At 72.1% G+C, this 21,414-nt stretch carries 19 protein-coding genes and 1 pseudogene; 10 read left to right on the top strand and 10 right to left on the bottom strand.

The window, feature by feature from the left end; translation table 11 throughout:
* Positions 1–29: 29 nt before the first annotated feature.
* Positions 30–1,145, top strand: coding sequence for a hypothetical protein (locus tag M6G08_RS03515; RefSeq protein ID WP_272585721.1), 1,116 nt, complete (start codon positions 30–32; stop codon positions 1,143–1,145).
* A gap of 40 nt (positions 1,146–1,185) precedes the next feature.
* Here the strand turns inward: M6G08_RS03515 and M6G08_RS03510 are convergent, their stop codons facing one another.
* The 3 genes and pseudogenes from M6G08_RS03510 to M6G08_RS03500 all read right to left on the bottom strand — a co-directional run bounded on the left by M6G08_RS03510 (position 1,186) and on the right by M6G08_RS03500 (position 3,564).
* Positions 1,186–1,665 (bottom strand): cupin domain-containing protein, encoded by a 480-nt coding sequence (locus tag M6G08_RS03510; RefSeq protein ID WP_272585719.1) that lies wholly within the window; start codon positions 1,663–1,665, stop codon positions 1,186–1,188.
* Positions 1,666–2,438: 773 nt separating this feature from the next.
* Positions 2,439–2,750, bottom strand: a complete 312-nt coding sequence (locus M6G08_RS03505; RefSeq protein ID WP_272585718.1) for a DUF397 domain-containing protein — start codon at positions 2,748–2,750, stop codon at positions 2,439–2,441.
* A pseudogene (locus M6G08_RS03500) lies at positions 2,732–3,564 on the bottom strand (helix-turn-helix domain-containing protein). Before M6G08_RS03500 ends, M6G08_RS03505 begins: the two are co-directional and overlap by 19 nt.
* Before the next feature lie 115 nt (positions 3,565–3,679).
* On the opposite strand from M6G08_RS03500, the gene M6G08_RS03495 reads away from it, so the two are divergent.
* The 5 genes from M6G08_RS03495 to M6G08_RS03475 all read left to right on the top strand — a co-directional run bounded on the left by M6G08_RS03495 (position 3,680) and on the right by M6G08_RS03475 (position 6,558).
* Positions 3,680–3,886: a hypothetical protein gene (locus M6G08_RS03495; RefSeq protein WP_272585717.1), complete on the top strand. Its 207-nt coding sequence runs from the start codon at positions 3,680–3,682 to the stop codon at positions 3,884–3,886.
* Entirely contained in the window at positions 3,883–4,113 is a 231-nt protein-coding gene (locus M6G08_RS03490; protein WP_217252033.1) for a hypothetical protein, read from the top strand. Before M6G08_RS03495 ends, M6G08_RS03490 begins: the two co-directional genes overlap by 4 nt.
* A 22-nt stretch (positions 4,114–4,135) precedes the next feature.
* Complete coding sequence (gene recO / locus M6G08_RS03485) at positions 4,136–4,882, top strand: DNA repair protein RecO (RefSeq protein ID WP_073723916.1); 747 nt, start codon at positions 4,136–4,138, stop codon at positions 4,880–4,882.
* 25 nt (positions 4,883–4,907) lie between these two features.
* Positions 4,908–5,738: an isoprenyl transferase gene (locus M6G08_RS03480; protein ID WP_272585716.1), complete on the top strand. Its 831-nt coding sequence runs from the start codon at positions 4,908–4,910 to the stop codon at positions 5,736–5,738.
* Positions 5,739–5,826: 88 nt separating this feature from the next.
* Positions 5,827–6,558: a YoaK family protein gene (locus M6G08_RS03475; protein ID WP_272585715.1), complete on the top strand. Its 732-nt coding sequence runs from the start codon at positions 5,827–5,829 to the stop codon at positions 6,556–6,558.
* On the opposite strand, the gene M6G08_RS03470 is transcribed toward M6G08_RS03475, so the two are convergent.
* The 4 genes from M6G08_RS03470 to M6G08_RS03455 all read right to left on the bottom strand — a co-directional run bounded on the left by M6G08_RS03470 (position 6,555) and on the right by M6G08_RS03455 (position 9,744).
* Positions 6,555–6,977, bottom strand: a complete 423-nt coding sequence (locus tag M6G08_RS03470; RefSeq protein ID WP_272585714.1) for a Fur family transcriptional regulator — start codon at positions 6,975–6,977, stop codon at positions 6,555–6,557. The two genes, M6G08_RS03475 and M6G08_RS03470, sit on opposite strands and share 4 nt — an antisense overlap.
* Positions 6,978–7,038: 61 nt before the next feature.
* Positions 7,039–7,941 carry a metal ABC transporter permease gene (locus tag M6G08_RS03465; protein ID WP_272585713.1) on the bottom strand — a complete coding sequence of 301 codons (903 nt, stop codon included), beginning with the start codon at positions 7,939–7,941 and terminating at the stop codon, positions 7,039–7,041.
* Positions 7,941–8,711, bottom strand: coding sequence for a metal ABC transporter ATP-binding protein (locus M6G08_RS03460; protein ID WP_272585712.1), 771 nt, complete (start codon positions 8,709–8,711; stop codon positions 7,941–7,943). The genes M6G08_RS03465 and M6G08_RS03460 overlap by 1 nt, the downstream gene beginning before the upstream one ends.
* Positions 8,712–8,748: 37 nt before the next feature.
* Positions 8,749–9,744: a zinc ABC transporter substrate-binding protein gene (locus tag M6G08_RS03455; protein WP_272585711.1), complete on the bottom strand. Its 996-nt coding sequence runs from the start codon at positions 9,742–9,744 to the stop codon at positions 8,749–8,751.
* 226 nt (positions 9,745–9,970) lie between these two features.
* Here M6G08_RS03455 and M6G08_RS03450 point away from each other — a divergent pair, with 226 nt between their 5' ends.
* Positions 9,971–11,353 (top strand): glycine--tRNA ligase, encoded by a 1,383-nt coding sequence (locus M6G08_RS03450; RefSeq protein WP_272585710.1) that lies wholly within the window; start codon positions 9,971–9,973, stop codon positions 11,351–11,353.
* Between the two features lie 103 nt (positions 11,354–11,456).
* Here M6G08_RS03450 and M6G08_RS03445 read toward each other — a convergent pair whose 3' ends face one another.
* Together M6G08_RS03445 and M6G08_RS03440 are read right to left on the bottom strand one after the other, a co-directional pair.
* On the bottom strand, positions 11,457–12,533 hold the full coding sequence (locus M6G08_RS03445; protein WP_272585709.1) for a chitinase: 1,077 nt from the start codon (positions 12,531–12,533) through the stop codon (positions 11,457–11,459).
* A 119-nt stretch (positions 12,534–12,652) separates the two neighbouring features.
* A complete protein-coding gene (locus M6G08_RS03440; RefSeq protein ID WP_443049001.1) occupies positions 12,653–13,009 on the bottom strand; it encodes a VOC family protein in 357 nt (118 codons plus the stop codon).
* A 153-nt stretch (positions 13,010–13,162) separates the two neighbouring features.
* Between M6G08_RS03440 and M6G08_RS35835 the strand changes: the two genes are divergently transcribed.
* From M6G08_RS35835 to dusB, 3 genes are all read left to right on the top strand, one after another.
* On the top strand, positions 13,163–13,870 hold the full coding sequence (locus M6G08_RS35835; RefSeq protein ID WP_336298979.1) for a hypothetical protein: 708 nt from the start codon (positions 13,163–13,165) through the stop codon (positions 13,868–13,870).
* Between the two features lie 9 nt (positions 13,871–13,879).
* A complete protein-coding gene (locus M6G08_RS03430) occupies positions 13,880–18,256 on the top strand; it encodes a cation-translocating P-type ATPase (RefSeq protein WP_272585707.1) in 4,377 nt (1,458 codons plus the stop codon).
* 217 nt (positions 18,257–18,473) lie between these two features.
* Positions 18,474–19,607: a tRNA dihydrouridine synthase DusB gene (gene dusB / locus M6G08_RS03425; RefSeq protein ID WP_272585706.1), complete on the top strand. Its 1,134-nt coding sequence runs from the start codon at positions 18,474–18,476 to the stop codon at positions 19,605–19,607.
* Here dusB and M6G08_RS03420 read toward each other — a convergent pair whose 3' ends face one another.
* Positions 19,608–21,392 carry an alkaline phosphatase family protein gene (locus tag M6G08_RS03420; protein WP_272585705.1) on the bottom strand — a complete coding sequence of 595 codons (1,785 nt, stop codon included), beginning with the start codon at positions 21,390–21,392 and terminating at the stop codon, positions 19,608–19,610.
* Positions 21,393–21,414 lie beyond the last annotated feature (22 nt).

Below are 21,414 nucleotides of genomic sequence, written 5' to 3'. Positions count from 1 at the left end.
ACGCGTATCCCAACGGGGGGAGAAGCGAGATGAGCACGGCACAGTCACCCCGCCCCGACGACAACGACACGAACCGGCCGCCCGGCCCGAGGGCCGAGCCCCCCTGGGCGCGCATGCTGCTGACCGCCCTGGCCGTCGGCGGCCTCTTCTGGAGCGTCACGGCCCTGCTGGGCCTCGGCGACGACCCTGTGCGGCAGTTCGCGGCCGCCGTCCTCTGCGCGGGCGCGGCACTGCTCGTCCAGTACGTCACCGGCCCGGCCCCGCGCCCCGGACACCCACGGCTGGAGGAGCACACCAGGCGGGTGGAGAGCGCCCTCGCCGAGAACACCGCCGCCGTACGGGAGGGCCTGACCCGCTACGACGACGAACTGAAGACCGGCCTGACCCGGCACACCGAGGACGTGAAGCAACTCGTCGAGACCCACGTCACCCAGGTCGACCACGGACCGGCGCCCACCGAGCCCCGCCGCCTGGACCCGGTCCGCATCGACAGCGTGCCCGACCTGGCCAAGGGCTTCGCCGACGTCCTGCTGCCGGAACCGTCCATCCTGCACACCTTCGTCCACCTGGAGATGGCGCGGGTCGTCGGCCACATGGCCGACCTCACCAACCTCAGCGCCGAGTGCCCCGGCGAGAACCACGACTGGATGCTCACCCTCACCCGCGCCGCCGAGCACTCGATCTGCGCCACCAGCACCTCCGTCGACCGGTTGTTCTGGAACAGCGAACCGGCCGGCCGCTACCTCGACGCGCAGCAGGCCGCGATCGACGAACAGGGCGTGACCGTACGCCGTCTGTTCCTCCTGGAGAGCGCCCGGGAACTCGACGACCGGCTGCTGCGCCTGTGCGAGGAGCAGGAACTGCGCCGCATCGACGTACGCGCCGCCGTCCTGCCCGAACTGCCCCCGCACCTCCAGCGCGGCACCACCAACGACTTCATCCTCTACGACGAGGAGGTGTCCTTCGAGATCGAGCAGGACCTGCGCGACGTCAACGTCCGCACCCGGCTCACCGCCCGCCAGGAGTACGTACGGGACCGGCTCAAACGCTTCCGGGAACTCTGGGACGCGGGCATGGGCCTGCGCGAGCTGGAGGTACGGGTGGACGCCGAGGAGGACGGCAACTGGATGGTCGACCGGGCCTGACCGACCCCCGTCTTCCGAGTCAGGGTCCACCCCGAACCGGTCAGACGAAGAAGCTGTCGTGCTTCACCTGGAACTCCCGCAGTTCCTCGCCGCCCCGCTGCGCGAACTCGGCGACGCGCTCGAAGTACTCCTCGCGCGGGGCGCCCGGCGAGAAGAGCATCAGCATGGAGACGGGGTCGTCACTGTCGTTCCTGAAGGCGTGCAGTCCGCCGACCGGGACGTACAGGAAGTCTCCCTGGCGTCCGGTGACCCAGCGCTCGCCGTTGTAGAGCTCCACCTCGCCGGAGAGGACGTAGAAGGACTCGGAGATGCTGCGGTGGAAGTGCGTCTTGGCGCCGGGCGCCTTGGGCCCCATGTCCACCTTGTACAGCCCGAACTCTCCCCCGGTGGAGGCGTGGCTCGCGAGGTAGTGGGTGGTCGTGCCGTTGGGGGCCACGATGTCGGGCGGGGTGTCGGCCGCCCTGAACACGGCGTTGATCTCGCCCTTCTCGCCGAGGTAGCGCGGCTCCGGGTACGACATGGGTTGCCCCCTTTGCTGGTTGCGGGTCTGAGGGGCAAGTCTTCCGCACACGGACGTTGTTGGGTGGCCGTGGGGCCGCCCGCTTCTTGGTCAGTGTCGTGTTTCCGCGAGCCGAGTAAAGGGCGCTCCCTGCGGTCGCGTCGCCTTCGGCGATGACCCTTCGGGTCACCCTTGACTCGGCTCGCTCCAGCACGGGTGAGAAGCGTGCGGGCGGCCGGAGGGGAACGGGTGGCCGGCGTACGTCGGTCCCTTCCGCCGGTTGCGTACGCGTCCGGCGTGTGGGGGCGCGTCCGCGTCTCGCCAGCACGCCGGGTCGGTTTAGCGGCGACCGGTGGGTGCGTGGTGCGGCGGTGCGCCCTGGCTCCGGTGGCGGCACGCCACGCCGTCTCGGCGACTGACGGTCGGGGGGGTGGTCTCGGAAATGGATGACACTTTGGGTCGAAGTGTCATCCATTTTGGGAGGGTGGTCGGGGGCGGTGGCCCGAGTGGACCCTGCTGGGGCCGTTCGGGTTGGCCGCCGAGACGGCGTGGCGTGCCGCTACGGCGCTGGGGCGCACCCCCCACGGCCGTGAAGCCGCTGAGCCGAGGCGGCGTGCTGGCGAGGCGGGAGCGCGTTCCGCCGTCGCCGGGTGCGTACGCAGGGGGCGGCTGCCCGTGAACCGGGCTCGGCCACCCGTTCTTCCGGGCCGCTCGCTCGCTTCTGACCCGTGGTGGAGCGAGCCGAGTCAAGGGTCGGCCGCAGGCCGATCGCCGAAGGCGACGCGTAGCGCCCTTTACTCGGGTCGCGGAGGCACGACACTGGCAAGGAAGCGGGCGGCCCCAACGGTACGTACGAACTCCGTCCAGGCCACCGACCCCACGACGACCACCGGCCCGGCGGCCACCTTGCTGTCCCGGACCGGTACGACGCCGGGCACTCCGTCAGCGACCTCAACGCAGTTGCCGCCCTCGCCGTTGCTGTAGCTGCTCTTGCGCCAGCGGGCAGCGCCCGGGAAGTCGTACGCGACCTCGACGCAGTCGCCGCCGTTACCGTCGCTGTGGCTGCTCTTGCGCCAGCGGGCGTTGCTCAGCTCGTACTCGCGCATCGTCTGTGGTCCTCCACCGCCGACTTGATCCGGGCCAGGGACGCCGTGGGTGACAGCGCGGCGGCCCTGATCAGATCGTATGCCGAGCGGACACGCTGCACCACGGCTGGATCGTCTAGCAGGGTCCCCGAATACACTGCTTCTGTATAGGCCGTTGGGGGAGCGTCCTCGAACTCCATGAGCTTCAGCGATCCCGTCATGGCCGGGTGCGCTCCGGCCGCCAGCGGCAGTACCTGGACCATCACCGTACGTGCACGTGCCAGCGCGGCGATGTGCTCCAGTTGCTCGGCCATGGCTGACGGACCGCCGACGGGGATCTGCAGCACGTTCTCGTGCAGAACCACCCAATACACGGGCCGTGTAGCGTCTGCGAGGATTCTTGACCTGTCGATGCGGCCGGACACCTTTTCCTCGATGTACTCGTCCGGAGCGAAGGGGTTCATGGCGAGCGTGACCGCTCGCGCGTAGTCCGTGGTCTGCAGTAGCCCCGGGACCAGCGCGGGAGCGAACTCGCAGATCGTTGTCGCCAGCCCCTCCAGTTCCGCCACCTTGGCGAAGTAGCTCGCATACCTCGGATCATCAATCAGCTTCCGGCACAGCCGCTCGAAAATACCGTCGGTTTGCAGCGCCTCGTCAATCCGCTGCGCAACGTCCAGCTGCGGCTTGCGAATTGCCTGTTCGAACTGGCCGATGTATCCCCCGGACACGAAAACCCGCGCCCCAAGCTCGACTTGCGTGATTCCCGCGTCCTCGCGCCGGCGTTTCAGTTCCGCCCGAAGAACTCCCACGCCGCTTGCCGTGAACCATTGGCCATAACCAACCCCCTGGCACTGACCCGCACTTGTAGTGCAGAGACTCCGACCGAGTGTAGTCACGACAGGGCATTCTGGGGACACGAAGAGTGAAACCGTAAAGGCAAGGGGAACACGGTGAAGGCACCACACTCGGCGCCCTGCGTCGAAGAAGCGGAGGACACGGTGAAAGAATTGCGCGCGGCGCTCGCGAAGGCCGGAATTACTCTTCCCTCCCTCGGGCTCGACCCGGTGAGTCTTGCGCGGGAGGCACCTTGTCCACTCGTCGAATTGGGACGGTGTTCCGTCGAGACCGCGCAGCGCCTCGCGGCGGCGCTCCGATGACGTACCCGTACCCGTACCCGCCCGTCGGGGCCTACGCCATCGACACCCGCACCGGACGCGTCGGCCTCGTCATGGGCCACGAGGGCCCGTACGTGCAGATGCGGCCGTACGGCGGCGGACGGGAGTGGGACGCCGAGCCGGGTGACGTACGCCACGCCACCCCGGCGGAGCGCCTCAGCGCGGCGACGGCGTACACGAACGCCAGAAGCCGGGGCGAGGTGCCCTGACGCATGGGCGAGAATGGTCCGCATGAGTCTGTTCCGCGACGACGGCATCGTGCTGCGCACCCAGAAGCTGGGTGAGGCGGACCGGATCATCACGCTGCTCACGCGCGGTCACGGACGCGTACGCGCCGTGGCGCGCGGGGTGCGGCGGACGAAGTCGAAGTTCGGGGCGCGGCTGGAGCCGTTCTCGCACGTGGACGTGCAGTTCTTCTCGAAGGGCAGCGAGCTGGTCGGGCGCGGGCTGCCGCTGTGCACGCAGAGCGAGACCATCGCGCCGTACGGCGGCGGGATCGTGAGCGACTACGCGCGGTACACCGCCGGGACGGCCATGCTGGAGACGGCCGAGCGGTTCACCGACCACGAGGGCGAGCCGGCGGTGCAGCAGTACCTGCTGCTGGTCGGCGGGCTGCGGACCCTCGCCCGGGGCGAGCACGCGCCGAACCTGGTGCTCGACGCGTTCCTGCTGCGCTCGCTGGCGGTGAACGGCTATGCGCCGACCTTCGGGGACTGCGCGAAGTGCGGCCTGCCCGGTCCGAACCGGTTCTTCTCGGTCGGATCGGGCGGTTCCGTCTGCGCCGACTGCCGGGTGCCCGGCAGCGTCGTACCCTCGCCGCAGGCCCTGGAACTGCTCGGCGCGCTGCTTGCGGGAGACTGGGGCACGGCGGACGCGGCCGAGCCGCGCTACGTCCGGGAGGGGAGCGGACTGGTCTCCGCCTACCTGCACTGGCACCTGGAGCGGGGACTGCGTTCCCTGCGGTACGTCGAGAAATAGAAGTAGAAGGCAGGAGAGAACTGAGATGGCCGTACGCGGGATTCTGGGGCGGCAGCGCCGGGAGTACAGGACGCCGGAGCCGCACCCGTCCGGCGCGCGGCCTCCGAAGCTCGGCGAGCTGGTCCCGGAGCACGTGGCGATCGTCATGGACGGCAACGGGCGCTGGGCCAAGGATCGCGGGCTGCCGCGCACCGAGGGGCACAAGGTCGGCGCCGAGCGGGTGCTGGACGTGCTCCAGGGAGGCATCGAGATGGGCGTGAAGAACATCTCGCTGTACGCGTTCTCCACCGAGAACTGGAAGCGGTCGCCGGACGAGGTGCGCTTCCTGATGAACTTCAACCGGGACTTCATCCGCAAGACCCGGGACCAGCTCGACGAGCTGGGCATCCGGGTGCGCTGGGTGGGGCGGATGCCCAAGCTGTGGAAGTCCGTGGCCAAGGAGCTTCAGGTCGCGCAGGAGCAGACCAAGGACAACGACCTGCTCACGCTGTACTTCTGCATGAACTACGGCGGGCGGGCCGAGATCGCCGACGCGGCGCAGGCGCTGGCGGAGGACGTGCGGGCCGGGCGGCTCGATCCGTCGAAGGTGAACGAGAAGACGCTGGCGAAGTACCTGTACTACCCGGACATGCCGGACGTGGACCTGTTCCTGCGGCCGAGCGGCGAGCAGCGGACGTCGAACTACCTGCTGTGGCAGAGCGCGTACGCCGAGATGGTCTTCCAGGACGTCCTGTGGCCCGACTTCGACCGGCGCGACCTGTGGCGGGCCTGCCTGGAGTTCGCCTCCCGGGACCGGCGGTTCGGCGGAGCCATCCCGAACGAGGAGCTGCTCGCCATGGAGGGCAAGCAGGCGTAACCACGTCCGGTGCGGCGGCCGGGTGCTTCGGGGGCGTGTCACGCGCGGGGTGCGATGGCCGTCCGGGCCCGCTGCTCATGCTGGCGCCATGCCCGAGTCCTCCGCCGCCCCGCCCGACGTCCGGCGTACGGCGGTCATGACCGTGCTCACGGTGCTCGCGGGCGCCGTGGACGCCGTGAGTTTCCTGACCATGGGCAAGGTCTTCTGCGCGCTGGCGACCGGCAACGTGCTCTTTCTGTCGTTCGCGCTCGCGGGGGAGGGGGACGTGCCGGTGGCGCGGCCCGCCACGGCCATCGGCGCGTTCGTGGTGGGGGCCGCGCTGGGCGCCGTGCTGCTGGCGTGGCTCGCGGGGCGCGGGCGGGCCTGGTTCGCGGCCGGGCTGGCCGGTGAGGGGCTGCTGCTGGTCCTGGCCGGTGCGGTGGCCCTCGGGCGGCACGGCACCGGGCCCGCGGGAGCCGGCGGGTCGGACCTCGTGGTCGTCGGGACGGTCGCGCTCGCCATGGGGCTGCGCGCCTCCACCGCGCTGCGCGTGCACGTGCCGGGGATGCCGACGCTGCTGAGCCAGACCGCGATCGCGCAGCTGGTCAACGACGTGCTGCGGGTCCCGCACGCGGTGCTGCGCGGGGTGTCCGGGCCGCAGCGGCTCGCTCGGGCCCGGTGGACGGCCACCGTGGCCGGGATCTTCGCGGGCGGGGTGCTGGGCACCCTGCTGCTGGTGCCGCTGGGCACCGGACGGGCGCTGCTCGTGATCGCCGCGGTGGTGCTGCTGCTCGCGGCGGGGAGTCTGGCGGCACCGTGGAAGGTGCCGGTCTCGTCCTAGGCCTTCCGTTCCTTGGCCGCGCACTCGGCGCAGGTGCCGAAGATCTCCACCGTGTGCGCCACGTTGACGTAGCCGTGCTCGGCGGCGATGGCCTCCGCCCACTTCTCCACCGCGGGGCCCTCGACCTCGACGGCCTTGCCGCAGGTGCGGCAGACCAGGTGGTGGTGATGGTCGTCGGTGGAGCAGCGGCGGTAGACGGACTCGCCCTCGGCGGTGCGCAGGACGTCGACCTCGCCGGCGTCGGCGAGGGACTGCAGGGTGCGGTAGACCGTGGTGAGCCCGACCGAGTCGCCCTTGTGCTTGAGCATGTCGTGGAGCTCCTGCGCACTGCGGAACTCCTCGACCTCCTGCAGTGCCGCCGACACGGCGGCCCGCTGCCGGGTGGCGCGGCCCTTCACGGGCGGTCCAGCGGTCGTCACCGGGTTCCTCCTCACGTCTGCGGCTTGCCGGGGCCATTGTGCCAGCCCGGCCCGCCGGCAGTCAGACGCCGATCTCGTCCCCGGCCCCCCGAGTGGCCGGAATCTTGCACTCCGCCGGATCGGCGGTGGACAGTGCCGTGGTGGCGGCCCGCGCGCGTCGCCTGGCCAGCGGTGCGGCCAGCGCGGTCAGCAGGACGAACGCGCCGATGGTGAGCAGCACGATCGTCGCGCCGGGCGGCACGTCCTGGTAGTACGACGTGACCGTGCCGCTGATCGTCACGGTGACGCCGACGGCGACGGAGACCGCGAAGGTGGCGGCGAAGGAGCGGGTGAGCTGCTGGGCGGCGGCCACCGGGACCACCATCAGCGCCGACACCAGCAGCAGCCCGACGACGCGCATCGCGACCGTCACGGTCACGGCGGCGGTGACGGCGGTGAGCAGGTTCAGCGCACGCACCGGCAGGCCGGTGACCCGGGCGAACTCCTCGTCCTGGCTGACCGCGAACAGCTGGCGGCGCAGGCCGAGGGTGACCAGGACCACGAAGGCCGCCAGCAGGCAGATCGCGGTGACGTCGGACTCGCTGACCGTCGACAGGGAGCCGAAGAGGTAAGAGGTGAGGTTGGCGTTGGAGCCCGTCGGCGCGAGGTTGATGAACATCACGCCGCCGGCCATGCCGCCGTAGAAGAGCATGGCGAGGGCGATGTCGCCGCGGGTCTTGCCGTACCAGCGGATCAGTTCCATGAGGACCGCGCCGAGGACGGAGACCAGGGTCGCCATCCACACCGGGGACCAGGTGAGCAGGAAACCCAGGCCGACGCCGGTCATCGCCACGTGGCCGATGCCGTCGCCCATGAGGGCCTGGCGGCGCTGGACCAGGTAGATGCCGACGGCGGGGGCGGTGATGCCGACCAGGACGGCCGCCAGCAGCGCCCGCTGCATGAAGGCGTAGTTCAGGATTTCCATCAGCTCAGCAGTCCCGTGCGGATCGGTTCGGCGCCCGCCGGTGCGTGCGGGTGTACGTGGTCGTGGCCGGGCAGCGCGTGCTGGCCGACGGCCTTCGGGGGCGGGCCGTCGTGCAGGACGCAGCCGTCGCGGAGGACGACCGCCCGGTCGATCAGGGGCTCCAGCGGGCCCAGCTCGTGCAGGACGAGGAGGACGGTGGTGCCGGCGGCGACCTGGTCGCGCAGGGTGGAGGCCAGGACCTCCTGGCTGGCCAGGTCGACGCCGGCCATCGGCTCGTCCATGATCAGCAGCTCGGGTTCGGCGGCGAGCGCGCGGGCGATCAGCACCCGCTGGTGCTGGCCGCCGGAGAGGGCGTTCACCGAGTCCTTGGCGCGGTCCGCCATGCCGACCAGGTCGAGGGCGCGGCGTACGGCCTCGCGGTCGGCCTTGCGCAGCACGCCGAAGCGGGCGCGGGAGAGACGGCCGGAGGAGACCACCTCGGTCACCGTGGCGGGGACGCCGCCCGCGGCCGTGGTGCGCTGCGGGACGTAGCCCACGCGCGCCCAGTCGCGGAAGCGGCGCCGCGGGGTGCCGAACAGGTCGACCTCGCCGGCCGTGACGGGCACCTGGCCGATGACCGTGCGCACGGCCGTGGACTTGCCCGAGCCGTTGGCACCGAGCAGCGCCACGACCTCGCCGCGGCCCACGGTGAGGTCGATGCCGCGCAGGACGGGGCGAGAGCCCAGCTCGGCGCGGACGCCGCGCAGGGAGATGACAGGCTCGTCGCTCACGATGCCTCCGTAACGATCGGAACGCTCGGCGGAGCGCTCACTTGGCGCCGAGGGCGGCCTCGAGCGCCTTGAGGTTGGACTGCATGACCTCGAAGTAGTCGTCGCCCTTCGACTTGTCGGTGATGCCTTCCAGCGGGTCGAGCACGTCGGTCTTCAGGCCGGCGTCCTTGGCGAGGGTCTTCGCGGTCTTGCCGGACACCAGTGTCTCGTAGAAGACGGTGGTGACGCCGTCGGCCTTGGCCTCGTCCTGGAGTTCCTTGATCCGGGCGGGGCTGGGCTCGCTCTCCGGGTCCAGGCCGTTGATGGCCTCCTGCGTCAGGCCGTAGCGCTCGGCGAGGTAGCCGAAGGCGGCGTGGTTGGTGAAGAAGACCTTGGTGTCGGTGTCCGCCAGGCCGTCCTTGAACGAGGTGTTCAGGTCCGCGAGCTTCTTGGTCAGCGTCTCCGCGTTCTCGCGGTAGTCGGCGGCGTGGTCCGGGTCGGCCTTCTCGAAGGCCTTGGCGACGCCCTCGGCGACCTCGGCGTACTTCACCGGGTCCAGCCAGATGTGCGGGTCGCGGGCGTGCTCCTCCTCTTCGGAGTGCGCCTCTTCGGAGTGCTCCTCGGCCGCGTGCTCCTCGCCCTCGTGGCCGTGGTCGTGGTCGTGCTCGACGTTCCCGTGGTCCTCGAGCGTGGTCAGCGTGGCCGCGTCGATCTTGGTCTTGACGTCGGACTGGGCGATCGCCTCGTCCACGGCGGGCTGGAGGGCCTTCAGGTAGAGCACCGCGTCCGCCTCGCCCATCTGCGCGGTCTGCTTGGCGCTCAGCTCCAGGTCGTGCGGCTCCTGGCCGGGCTCGGTGAGGGTGGTGACGTTCACGTGGTCCCCGCCGATCTGCTCGGCGAGGAACTGCATCGGGTAGAACGACGCGACGACGTCGAACTTGTCCGTGTTGCCCGCCGCCGCGCTGTCGCTGGAGCAGGCCGAGAGGGTCCCGAGACCGAGGGCGGCGGCCGCGGTGACTGCTATGCCGGATATGCGGCGTCGTCGTACGTTCATGGGATTCATTTTCAACAAATATGGAAACCGTTGTCAACTAACGGCCGGTACGTCGGGAGATCGTCGAAGGGGAGCCCCGATTTGGCCGAGGGGCGGCCCACGCCGGTAACCTGAAGCATTCTCTGGAAGCATCTCGCTTCGCCCGCCCGTCTCCCGACCACCACCCCCCAACGAGGCGCTCCGCGCCGCACCAGTCAGTCAACGTCGTCGTAATGAAGAGAGCACCGTGGCCGCCGACAAGATCGACACCATCGTCAGCCTGAGCAAGCGCCGTGGCTTCGTATTCCCCTGCAGTGAGATCTACGGCGGTCAGCGCGCCGCCTGGGACTACGGTCCGCTGGGTGTCGAGCTCAAGGAGAACCTCAAGCGCCAGTGGTGGCGCTACATGGTCACCTCGCGCGAGGACGTCGTCGGTCTCGACTCGTCCGTGATCCTGGCCCCCGAGGTCTGGGTGGCCTCGGGCCACGTCGCCACCTTCACGGACCCGCTGACCGAGTGCACCTCCTGCCACAAGCGGTTCCGCGCGGACCACCTGGAGGAGGCCTACGAGGAGAAGAAGGGCAAGGCCCCGGAGAACGGCCTCGCCGACCTCAACTGCCCCAACTGCGGCAACAAGGGCACCTTCACCGAGCCCAAGCAGTTCTCCGGTCTGCTCTCCACCCACCTCGGCCCGACCCAGGACAGCGGCTCCGTCGCCTACCTGCGGCCCGAGACCGCGCAGGGCATCTTCACCAACTTCGCCCAGGTGCAGACCACCTCGCGCCGCAAGCCGCCGTTCGGCATCGCCCAGATGGGCAAGTCCTTCCGCAACGAGATCACGCCCGGCAACTTCATCTTCCGCACCCGCGAGTTCGAGCAGATGGAGATGGAGTTCTTCGTCAAGCCGGGCGAGGACGAGAAGTGGCAGGAGTACTGGATGGAGCAGCGCTGGAACTGGTACACGGGCCTTGGTCTCCGTGAGGAGAACATGCGCTGGTACGAGCACCCGGCCGAGAAGCTCTCCCACTACTCCAAGCGCACCGCCGACATCGAGTACCGCTTCCAGTTCGGCGGCAGCGAGTGGGGCGAGCTGGAGGGTGTCGCCAACCGGACCGACTACGACCTCTCCTCGCACGCCAAGGCCTCCGGCCAGGACCTCTCCTACTTCGACCAGGAGGCCGGCGAGCGCTGGACGCCGTACGTCATCGAGCCGGCGGCCGGTGTCGGGCGCGCGATGCTCGCCTTCCTGCTCGACGCGTACATCGAGGACGAGGCGCCGAACGCCAAGGGCAAGCTGGAGAAGCGGACCGTGCTGCGGCTCGACCCGCGCCTGTCGCCGGTGAAGGTCGCGGTGCTGCCGCTGTCCCGCAACCCGGAGCTGTCGCCGAAGGCCAAGGGGCTGGCGCAGGCGCTGCGGCAGAACTGGAACATCGAGTTCGACGACGCCGGGGCGATCGGGCGCCGGTACCGGCGTCAGGACGAGATCGGTACGCCGTTCTGCGTGACGGTGGACTTCGACACGCTGGACGACAACGCGGTGACCGTGCGGGAGCGGGACACGATGAAGCAGGAGCGGGTGTCGCTGGACCAGATCGAGGGGTACCTGGCTTCTCGGCTCGTGGGCTGCTGAACGTCCGGTTCGGTCGAGGTACCAGGGGGCTGCGCCCCCTGACCCCCGGGCCTTTGCCCACCCACCACCCGACTCGGTCGGCTGGTGGGTGGGCGTTTTCGTGTCAGCGGTTCTGCAGGGACTTCACGTTGTCGCCGAAGGTCCAGTTCTTCGAGCCGTCCCAGTTGAGGGACCAGGTCATCAGGCCCTTGAGCGCGCCGTCGTAGTGGTTCCAGGCCTGGGAGACCAGGGACGGGGACATGTGGCCGCCGCCCGCGCCGGGCTGGGCGGGCAGGCCCGGGACCTGCTTGTCGTAGGGGACGCGGATCGTGGTGCCCTGGACGACCAGGCCCTTGTCCAGGCAGTCGGTCTGGGCGGTGAAGCCCCGCACCGTGCCGGCGGAGTAGGAGTCGCCGGAGCAGCCGTACATGCTGCCGTTGTAGTACTGCATGTTCAGCCACCACAGGCGGCCGTTGTCGGCGTACTTCTTGATGATCGGCAGGTAGGCGCCCCAGATCGAGCCGTAGACCACGCTGCCGCCGGTGACGTAGGCGGTCTCCGGGGCCATGGTGAGGCCGAAGTTCGACGGCATGCGGGCCAGGACGCCGTCGATGATGCGGATCAGGTTGGCCTGGGAGGCGGACAGCTGGTTGATGTTGCCGCTGCCGGTCAGGCCGGTCTCGATGTCTATGTCGATGCCGTCGAAGTTGTACTTCTTCAGGACCGGGACGATCGTCTCGACGAAACGGTCGGCGACGGCGGTCGAGTTGAGGTCGATGCCGGCCGTCGCGCCGCCGATCGAGAGCAGGATCGTCTGCCCGGACGCCTTGGCCGCGCACATCTCCTCGGGCGTCGCCACCTTCACGCCCCGGTCCATGCCGTCCTCCCACAGGGCCGTTCCGTCGGGGAGGATCACCGGGAAGGCCGCGTTCAGCACGTTGTAGCCGTGTGCGCCGATCTGGGGGTTGGTGATCGGGGTCCAGCCGAAGGGCGGGTGGACGCCGTTGGCGGCGCCGTCCCAGTTCTCCCAGTAGCCCTGGAGGACCTTTCCGGCGGGCTTCGACTTCACGGCGCAGGTGTCGGCGGCGGCGGCGGTTGCGGGTGCGGTCGGGGGAGCGGCGGAGGCCGTGGTGACGCCGAGCGGGGTCAGGACGGTGGCCGCGAGCGCGGTGGCGAGCAGGCGGACCTTGCGGCGGATCATGCGGGGCCTCCCGGTGGGGTCGGTGAGGTGGCGTGTGTCGGGGCGCGAGGGCGTTGTCGTAGACATGACAGTGATCTGGTCCAGACCTTTCGTCAAGAGGTCTGGACCAGAAACGGTGCTCAGCGCAGGATGCAGAAGGGGTGCCCGACCGGATCGGTGAGGACCCGCGCCCTGTCCCCGTGGGGCTGGTGATCGGGCCTGTGCGCACCCGACTCCAGCAGCCGGGCCTCGGCTGCGTCCAGGTCCCCCTCGACCCGGAAGCAGAGGTGCAGCTGCTGGGGAACGGTCTGGCCGGGCCAGCTCGGTGCGCGGTAGCCGTCGACGCGCTGGAAACCAAGGAGCAGGCCGTGCTCGCCGCACAGGCCCGCGAAGTCGGGATTCGAGTCGGGGTGCCGTTCCAGGCCGGTGGCCTGCTCGTAGAACGCGGCCAGAGCCGGCGGATCGGGGCAGTCGAGCGTTATCGCGACCAACTTCATCGACGGGTGCACGGCGTCTCCGGTCTCTCGGTGGTGGATCTCGGCCACGAAACCACTTCGCCGGGATGAGCGCTCGAAGTGCGGGAACCCGGAGATGTGCGGAAGGTGATGTTCCAGGGTTTCGACAGCACGCACAGGCGAGGACGAACAGTCATGGCTGAGCAGAAGTCGGCGCAGACGCTCCCGCGGCCGTTGCACGCGGCCGCCTCTGTGGTGCGGAAGGTGCCGGGCGCCGGGACGGTCGGGAGGGCCGCCGAAGGCGCCCTCGACAGGATCGGTGCGGTGTCGCCGCGCGGGCGGCGCGCGGTCGTGTACACGGGGGCCGGGGTGCTGGGCATCGCCGGACTGGTGGAGTGGCCGGTGGCGCTCACCGCGGGCGCGGTGGCGTGGCTGACCCGGCCGCGGCCGCAGGAGTCGCCGGAGGCGGACGCCGCTCGGGCGCTCCAGGACGGGGGCGCCGGGGAGGAGAAGACCCCCGCTCGGCGGAGTACCGCCAAGAAGACCGCCGGCACGCAGACAGCCGCCCGGAAGAGCCCCGCCACGAAGTCGGGTGCCGCCAAGTCGGGTACGGCCGGGACGAGCGCCGCGAAGGCCGGTACCGCCAAGAAGAGCACCTCGAAGACGACCGCGGCGAAGAAGAGCACCGCCGGGACCGCGAAGAAGAGCGCCGCCGGGAAGAGCACGTCGGCCGCCAAGAGCACCGCCGGCCGCCGGCCCGCCAAGAAGAGCGCCTCCGCCACCAGCCCCGCCAAGAAGGCCGCCAAGAAGACGACCGCCGGGGCCTCGAAGAGCAAGGCAGCAGCCGGTTCCGGGGGCGCCCGGAGCCGGAAGTCGACCACGTCCACGCGGAAGGCGGGCTGAGGGACAACGATGGCCGGTGCAGGACTTCTGACGCGGTCCCAGGCCGCCGTCACCGGATTCGTGCTGGCCGGACCCCGGCTGCTCGCCCGCGGCACCGCCCCCGCGGTGGGTGCCGCGGCCGGCGCCGTGGCGGGCACCGCGCGGGCCGGTGTGCGCGGCGCGGACTTCACGGCGCGGGCGGCCCGGGTCGCCCGCGCCGCGCTGCCCGGCGGCACCAGCACCCGTGAATGGCGGGCCGGGAACCGCGCGCACCTCGCGCTGCGGCCGGCCGCGACGGAGAAGGTGCGCCGCGCGGGCGGCACCGAACGCGTCGCGCGGCGGGTCGCGGCGGCCCTGGCCGAGCACCCGGACGTGGCACTCGCCTACTGGGACACCGGCCTGGCCCGCCTGGTGGTGACCGCCACCGAGGACGCGCTCACCGACCGGGTGGTGGACCGTGCCACCGAACTCGCCGAACGGCACGGACTGACCCGGACGGAGCAGTCCGGTCCCGGCGATCCGGTGGAGGAGCTGGCCCACCCCGGCGACCCGGCCTCCGTACGCGTCGCGGCGAGCGCGCTCGGCGCCGACGCGCTGGGCATCGCCGCCGCCATGACCGGCGCCCGCCTGCGGCTGCCGCCCTCGCCGCGCCTGGTGACGGCCGTGGCGACGCTGCTGCGCGAGAACCCCACCTTCCGCGCCTGGCTGCGCGAACGCCTCGGCGCCCACGGCATGGACGTGGCCCTGGCCGCCGCCAACGCGGCCGTCCACGGCGCCGGTCAGAGCCCCACCTCGCTGTGGCTCGACGGGGCGCTGCGGGTGTGCCAGCTGACGGAGGCGGTGACCCGGACGGCGGCCTTCGAGGTGGTGCACGACGGGCTGTGCGTCCCGGAGCGCGGCAGCCTGCCCGCCGACCCCGCCCTGCGCCCGCCGCTGCGCAGCTCCCCGGCCCAGGACTACGCCGCCCACGCCTCCACCGGCAGCGTCGCGGGCGCGGCGGCCACGCTGCTGGTCAAGCACGACGTCGCGGAGGCCGCCGAGGCGGTCCTCGCCGGGTCGCCCAAGGCCGCGCGCTACGGGCCCGCCGCCTTCCACGCCGTACTGGGCGCCGCGCTGTCCCGCACCGGAGTGCTCGTGCGCGACCCCGAGCGGCTGCGGCAGCTGGAGATGGCCGCCACGGTCGTCCTGCACCCCAGCGCGCTGCGGGCGGCCGAGGCGGGCGCGGACCCGTGGACCGAGGACGTGCTGGACGCGGCGCGCCGCGCGGGCCTGCGCGTGGTGATGGTGCAGGACCCCGCGCTCGCCGACTTCACCGGCCTCGCGGACCAAGTGGTCAGCGGGAAGCGGCCGTTGCGGGAGGTCGTGGACGAACTGCGCGCCGAGGGCGGCGTCATCACCGTCGTACGGCCCCGGCCCGGCGACGACGGCTCGGTGCTGGCCGGGCTGCTCGGCGGGGACGTGGCCGTCGCGCTGGCCGACGGGGACGCCCCGGTGGCCTGGGGCGCGGACGTGCTCGCCCCGCAGGGCCTGCCCGACGTGTGGCGGCTGCTGCGGGCGGTGCCCGCGGCCCGCGGGGTCGGGCGGCGGTCGCAGACACTGGCCCGGTCCGGGGCCGCGCTCTCCGGGCTGCTGGTGGCGGTCGGCGAGGCGCGCGGCAAGGGCAAGCAGGGGGGAGGGGGTTCCTCGTTGCCGGGGCTGCGGCACGCGCCCGTCGACGTGAGCGCGGCGGCGGCCCTCTTCTCCGGTACGCGCGCCGCGCTGGGCGTGGCGGGGGCCCGTGCCCCGCACCCCCGGGCACGGGTGCCGTGGCACACGCTGGACCCCGTGGGCGTGCGGGACCGCCTGGCGCGGGAGAAGGAGCCCGATCCGTCCCTCGGCGAGCAGCTGACGGCGCGGATGAAGGCGGCGGCCGACCGGGCGGGCCGGGTGCCCGTGCTCGCGCCGGTGAAGTGGACGTGGCAGCTGGGGCAGGCGGTACGGGGTGAGCTGGACGATCCGCTCACGCCGGTGCTGGCGGTGGGCTCGGCGGCCGAGGCGATCCTCGGCTCCGTCATGGACGCGCTGCTCGTCGTCGGCGCCCTCGACCTGAACGCCCTGGTCGGCGGCTTCCAGCGGCTGCGCGCGGAGCGGGCGCTGTCGGGGCTGCTCGCGCAGCAGAAGCAGAAGGCGCGGGTCGCTCAGGAGGAGACGCACGACCCGGCCGCCGAGCCGCGCGTCGTGGACGCCGCCAAACTCCACCCGGGCCACATCGTCGACCTCAAGGCGGACGACGTCGTGCCCGCCGACGCCCGGCTGCTGTGGGAGGACGGCCTGGAGGTCGACGAGTCCGCCCTGACCGGCGAGTCGCTGCCGGTGGACAAGAGCGTGGACGCGGTGACGAACGCGCCCGTGGCCGAGCGGCACTGCATGGTCTTCGAGGGCACGACCGTGGTGGCCGGACGCGCCCAGGCCGTCGTCGTGGACACCGGCGAGCACACCGAGGCCGCGCGGGCGGTCTCGCTGGCGGCGCGTACGCCCTCGGCGGCCGGTGTGCAGGCCCGGCTCCAGGAGCTGACCCGCAAGGCGCTGCCGCTGACGCTGGCGGGCGGCGCCGCGGTGACCGGCCTCTCGCTGCTGCGCGGGACACCGATCCGGCAGGCCGTCTCCGGCGGTGTGTCGGTGGCGGTGGCCGCCGTGCCCGAGGGGCTGCCGCTGGTGGCGACGGTGGCGCAGCTCGCGGCGGCCCGCAGGCTCAGCCGGCACGGTGTCCTCGTGCGCACCCCGCGCACCCTGGAGGCGCTGGGCCGCATGGACACCATCTGCTTCGACAAGACCGGCACGCTCACCGAGAACAGGCTGCGGCTGACCCGCGTCGCGGGCCCAGACGGCACGGTCCGCAAGGTGGGCGACCCGGACGCCGCCGACGCCGTACGGATCGCCGCCCGGGCCTGCCCCCGCCTCAACGGAGACGGCACCCGCCCCACCCACGCCACCGACGAGGCCGTGCTCGACGCCGCCGGTCCCGACCCCGAGTGGACGCAGGAGGAGGGCCTGCCCTTCGAGACCTCGCGCGGTTACGCCGCCGCCGTCGGCCGCGACGGCGACGGGGCGCCGGTGCTGGTGGTCAAGGGCGCCCCGGAGACCGTGCTGCCCGCCTGCGCCGACCTGCCCTCGCACGCCACCGAGGTGGCGCACGGGATGGCCCGCGACGGACTGCGCATCATCGCGGTGGCCAGCCGGCCCCTGCGCCGGGGCGAGAAGGCGGCCGACGTCCTCGAACAGGAGCCGGAGAAGCTGGAGTTCACCGGGATGCTCGGGCTGGCCGACGTGCCGCGCGAGACGTCCCCGGCGCTGGTGCGCGGGCTGCGCGAGGCGGGCGTACGGCCCGTGGTGCTGACCGGCGACCACCCGCAGACCGCCCACGCCATCGCCGTCGACCTGGGCTGGCCCGAGGAGGCGGTCGTCGTCACCGGCGACGAGATCGCCGCCGCCGACCGCACGGCACGCTCCCGGATGCTGCGCGACGCGGACGTCGTGGCCCGGGTGGCGCCCGAGCAGAAGCTCCAGGTCGTCGAGTCGCTGCGGGACGCCGGACGCGTCGTCGGCATGGTCGGCGACGGGGCCAACGACGCCGCCGCCATCCGCGCCGCCGACATCGGCGTCGGCATCAGCGCCCGCGGCTCGGCCGCCGCCCGCAACGCCGCGGACCTGGTCGTCACGGGCGACGACCTGCTGGTCCTGGTGGAGGCGGTACGGGAGGGCCGGGCGCTGTGGCACAGCGTCGCCGACGCCATCGCCATCCTGATCGGCGGCAACGCGGGCGAGGTCGGCTTCGGCATCCTCGGCACGGTGCTGGGCGGTTCCGCCCCGCTGTCCACCCGTCAGATGCTGCTGGTCAACCTCTTCACGGACCTGTTCCCCGCGATGGCGGTGGCGGTGACGGAGACGGGCGACCCCGAGCAGGCCGAGGACGACGCCGGGGCTCCGCTCGGTACGGCCGTGCTGGGTGAGCCCCTGATCCGCCAGATCCGGCACCGGGCGATGACCACGGCACTCGGCGCGACCGCGGCCTGGCTCTTCGGCCGCTTCACGCCGGGCACGGGCCGGCGCTCGACGACGATGGCCCTGTGCGCCGTGGTCGGCACCCAGCTCGCCCAGACCCTCGCCGACCGCCGGGGCAGCCGCCTGGTCCAGGTCACCTCGCTGGGCTCCGCCGCCGCACTGGTCGCCCTGGTCCAGACCCCGGGCGCCAGCCAGCTCTTCGGCTGCACACCGCTGGGGCCCCTCGCCTGGGCGGGCGTGGCGGCGGCGATCGTCCTGGCGCTGGCGGGGCAGCGGGCGCTGCCGGCGGTGGAGGGGGCGGTCGTGAAGTACTGGCCGAAGGTGTCGGAGCGGCTGCCGGAGCTCGCGCGGGGCGCTTCGGCGTGAGGGCCGGCCCGGGGGCCGGTGGTGTGCCGGGGGCGGGTGGGTGGGGGGCTGGTCGCGCGGTTTCCCCGCGCCCCTGGGGGCGTGCTCCCTGGCCCGGCTCGACGCGTGGTCGCTCTGTCGGACGGCCGACCGGGCCGTCTGCCGTCCCTCGTAGCCGATGTCAATAGTGTGCCTAACTAAAGAATTGTGCCGGGTCATCGCACGGCACAATGGAGGTATGTCCACGCCCCTTCAGATCGGTCCGCACACCGTCCAGCCGCCCGTCGTCCTCGCCCCCATGGCCGGGATCACCAACGCTCCTTTCCGCACGCTGTGCAGGGAGTTCAGTGGTGGCAAGGGCCTGTTCGTGAGCGAGATGATCACGACGCGGGCGCTGGTCGAGCGCAACGAGAAGACCATGCAGCTGATCCACTTCGACGCGACCGAGAAGCCGCGCTCGATCCAGCTGTACGGCGTCGACCCGGCGACCGTCGGCAAGGCCGTCCGCATGATCGCGGAGGAGGGCCTGGCCGACCACATCGACCTGAACTTCGGCTGCCCCGTCCCCAAGGTGACCCGCAAGGGCGGCGGCTCCGCCCTCCCGTACAAGCGGAACCTGCTGCGCGCCATCGTCCGCGAGGCCGTCACCGGCGCCGGCGACCTGCCCGTCACCATGAAGATGCGCAAGGGCATCGACGACGACCACCTGACCTTCCTCGACGCCGGGCGGATCGCCGTGGAGGAGGGCGTCACCGCCATCGCCCTGCACGGCCGCACCACCGCCCAGCACTACGGCGGCACCGCCGACTGGGACGCCATCGCGCGGCTGAAGGAGCACGTCCCGGAGATCCCCGTGCTCGGCAACGGCGACATCTGGTCCGCCGAGGACGCGCTGCGCATGGTGCGGGAGACCGGCTGCGACGGCGTCGTGGTCGGGCGCGGCTGCCTGGGGCGGCCGTGGCTCTTCGCCGATCTCGTCGCCGCCTTCGAGGGGCGTACGGACGACTACGTGCGGCCCACCCTGCGCGAGGTCGCCGACGTGATGGTGCGGCACGCCACCCTGCTCGGGGAGTGGATCGGCGACGAGGCGCGCGGCGTCATCGACTTCCGCAAGCACGTCGCCTGGTACCTCAAGGGCTTCGCGGTCGGCTCCGAGATGCGTAAGCGGCTCGCGATCACCTCCTCCCTGGAGGCACTGCGTGCCGGACTGGACGAGCTGGACCTCGACCAGCCCTGGCCCACCGGCGCCGACGGCCCCCGCGGCCGCACCTCCGGCAACAACCGCGTCGTCCTGCCCGACGGCTGGCTGAAGGACCCCTACGACTGCGCGGGCGTCGGCGAGGACGCGGAGCTGGACACCTCCGGCGGCTGATCAGTCGCCGGTCCCGGTGGGGTGCGGGGTGGAGCCGTAGGCCGTCAGGAAGCGGTCGCGGAAGGAGTCCATCTTCCACACCGGGGCGTCCTCGGCGGGTTCGAGCCCCTCCGTCCAGTTCCAGTCGTCGATCGCGTCGAGCACCTCCGGGTCCCTGGCGACGATCGAGACGGGGACGTCCCGGCTCGCCTTGTCGCCGCTGACCCGGGCGAGCGGCTGGTGGTCGCCGAGGAAGACGAGGACGGTGTCGTCGGTGCCGTAGCGCTCCAGCCACTGGGTGAGGCTCGTGACCGAGTACTCGACCGACTTGCCGTACTCCTCCTTCGACCGGGTGGAGTCGGCGATGACGTCGGCCGCCTCCACGCCCGACGCCTCGATGCCCTCGTACACCGAGCCGTCGCCGATCTCGTCCCAGCCGACCATGCTCGGGATCGGCGCCCACGGCTGGTGACTGGAGGTGAGAACGACCTCCGCCATCAGCGGCCTCTCCCGCGCCCTGCCGTGCTCCAAGCGCTGGAACGCCTCCAGCGCGTACTGGTCCGGCATGGTCGACCAGCTGAACTTGGGTCCCCGGTAACCGACGTCGAACGCGTCGTAGACCTTGTCCAGCCCGTACCACTCGGCCTCCGGCCACGCCTTCTGCACGCCCGGCATGACACCGACCGTGTCCCAGTGACCGGTCTTGCCGAACGCCTTGGTGAGGGTGAGGTGGTCGCTCGCGGTGACGGTGCGGTAGCGCTGCTGGTTGTCCACCCACAGGCCGGACATGAAGGTGGAGTGGCCGAGCCAGCTGCTGCCGCCGAACGTGGCGGACGTCAGCCAGCCGCTGCGCGCCCGGAAGCCCGCCTCGCCCAGGGCCTTCGTGCCGGTGTCGAGGGCGCGGCCGACGCCGGGCGCCGTCACCGGGTCCTCGATGGCGCTGCGGCCGTAGCTCTCGATGAACGTGAAGATCACGTCCTTGCCCCGCAGGTCCGGCACGAGCTGGTCGCCGGGCGTCGCGCCGAACCGGTCCGACTCCGCCTCCTTCGCGAACGCCGCCTCGTCCCGCAGCGTGTCCGTCACCCGGTGCGCCTGCGCCTGGAGCAGGGCGGACGCGTTCGTCGTGGCGACCCGCGTCCCGAAGGTCTGCACGCCCAGTGCCACGCAGGTCATCCACACGGTGGCCGCCATCAGGGCGCCCCGCGCCGCCCGTTCCCGGTGCGCGGCGAGCAGCTCGCCGAGCCGTACCGCCGCCAGCGCCGTCACCACCAGCAGCGCGAGGGCCAGCCCGACCGCGCCCACGGCGGCCCAGGTCGCCGCCGCCCCGCCCATCGAGTCCGCCAGGTACGACTGGGCGTCGTCCAGCAGGCCCCAGTCCAGGACGACGTTGAAGCCCCGCCCCAGGTACTCGGTGAAGCCCATGTCGAGCAGGTTCAGCACCGTCAGCGCCCCGAGGGCGGTGCCGAAGAGGGCCGACGCGGCCAGCCGCGCGGGGCGGGGCAGGCAGAGCAGCAGGACCGCGCCGACGACGGCCTCCGCCGGGATGCGCGCGAACCGGTTGGGTTCGAGGGCGGCGAAGGTGTTCGGCAGCAGCAGGGCGCCGAGCACGAGCGCGGCGGCGAGGACGGTCGTGGCGCGGCGGACGACCAGGGCGGTGCGCGGGTGCCGGGTGCGCCAGGCGCGCCAGTGGGCCCTCCGGGCCCGGAGGGCCAGGAGGCGCGTATGTGCGGCTGGGGCGGGTGTGTCGGGCGTGGCGGGAGCGTCGGCGTTCTGCGGTGGCCGGCGGAAAGGCGTGCTGACAGGCACCCGGAGGTCCTTCCGTACGAAA

The sequence above is a fragment of the Streptomyces sp. M92 genome (assembly GCF_028473745.1).
Classification (GTDB): Bacteria; Actinomycetota; Actinomycetes; order Streptomycetales; family Streptomycetaceae; genus Streptomyces.
Note: the sequence above shows the minus strand (reverse complement) of the source record. Positions and strands in the feature narration are given on the sequence as shown.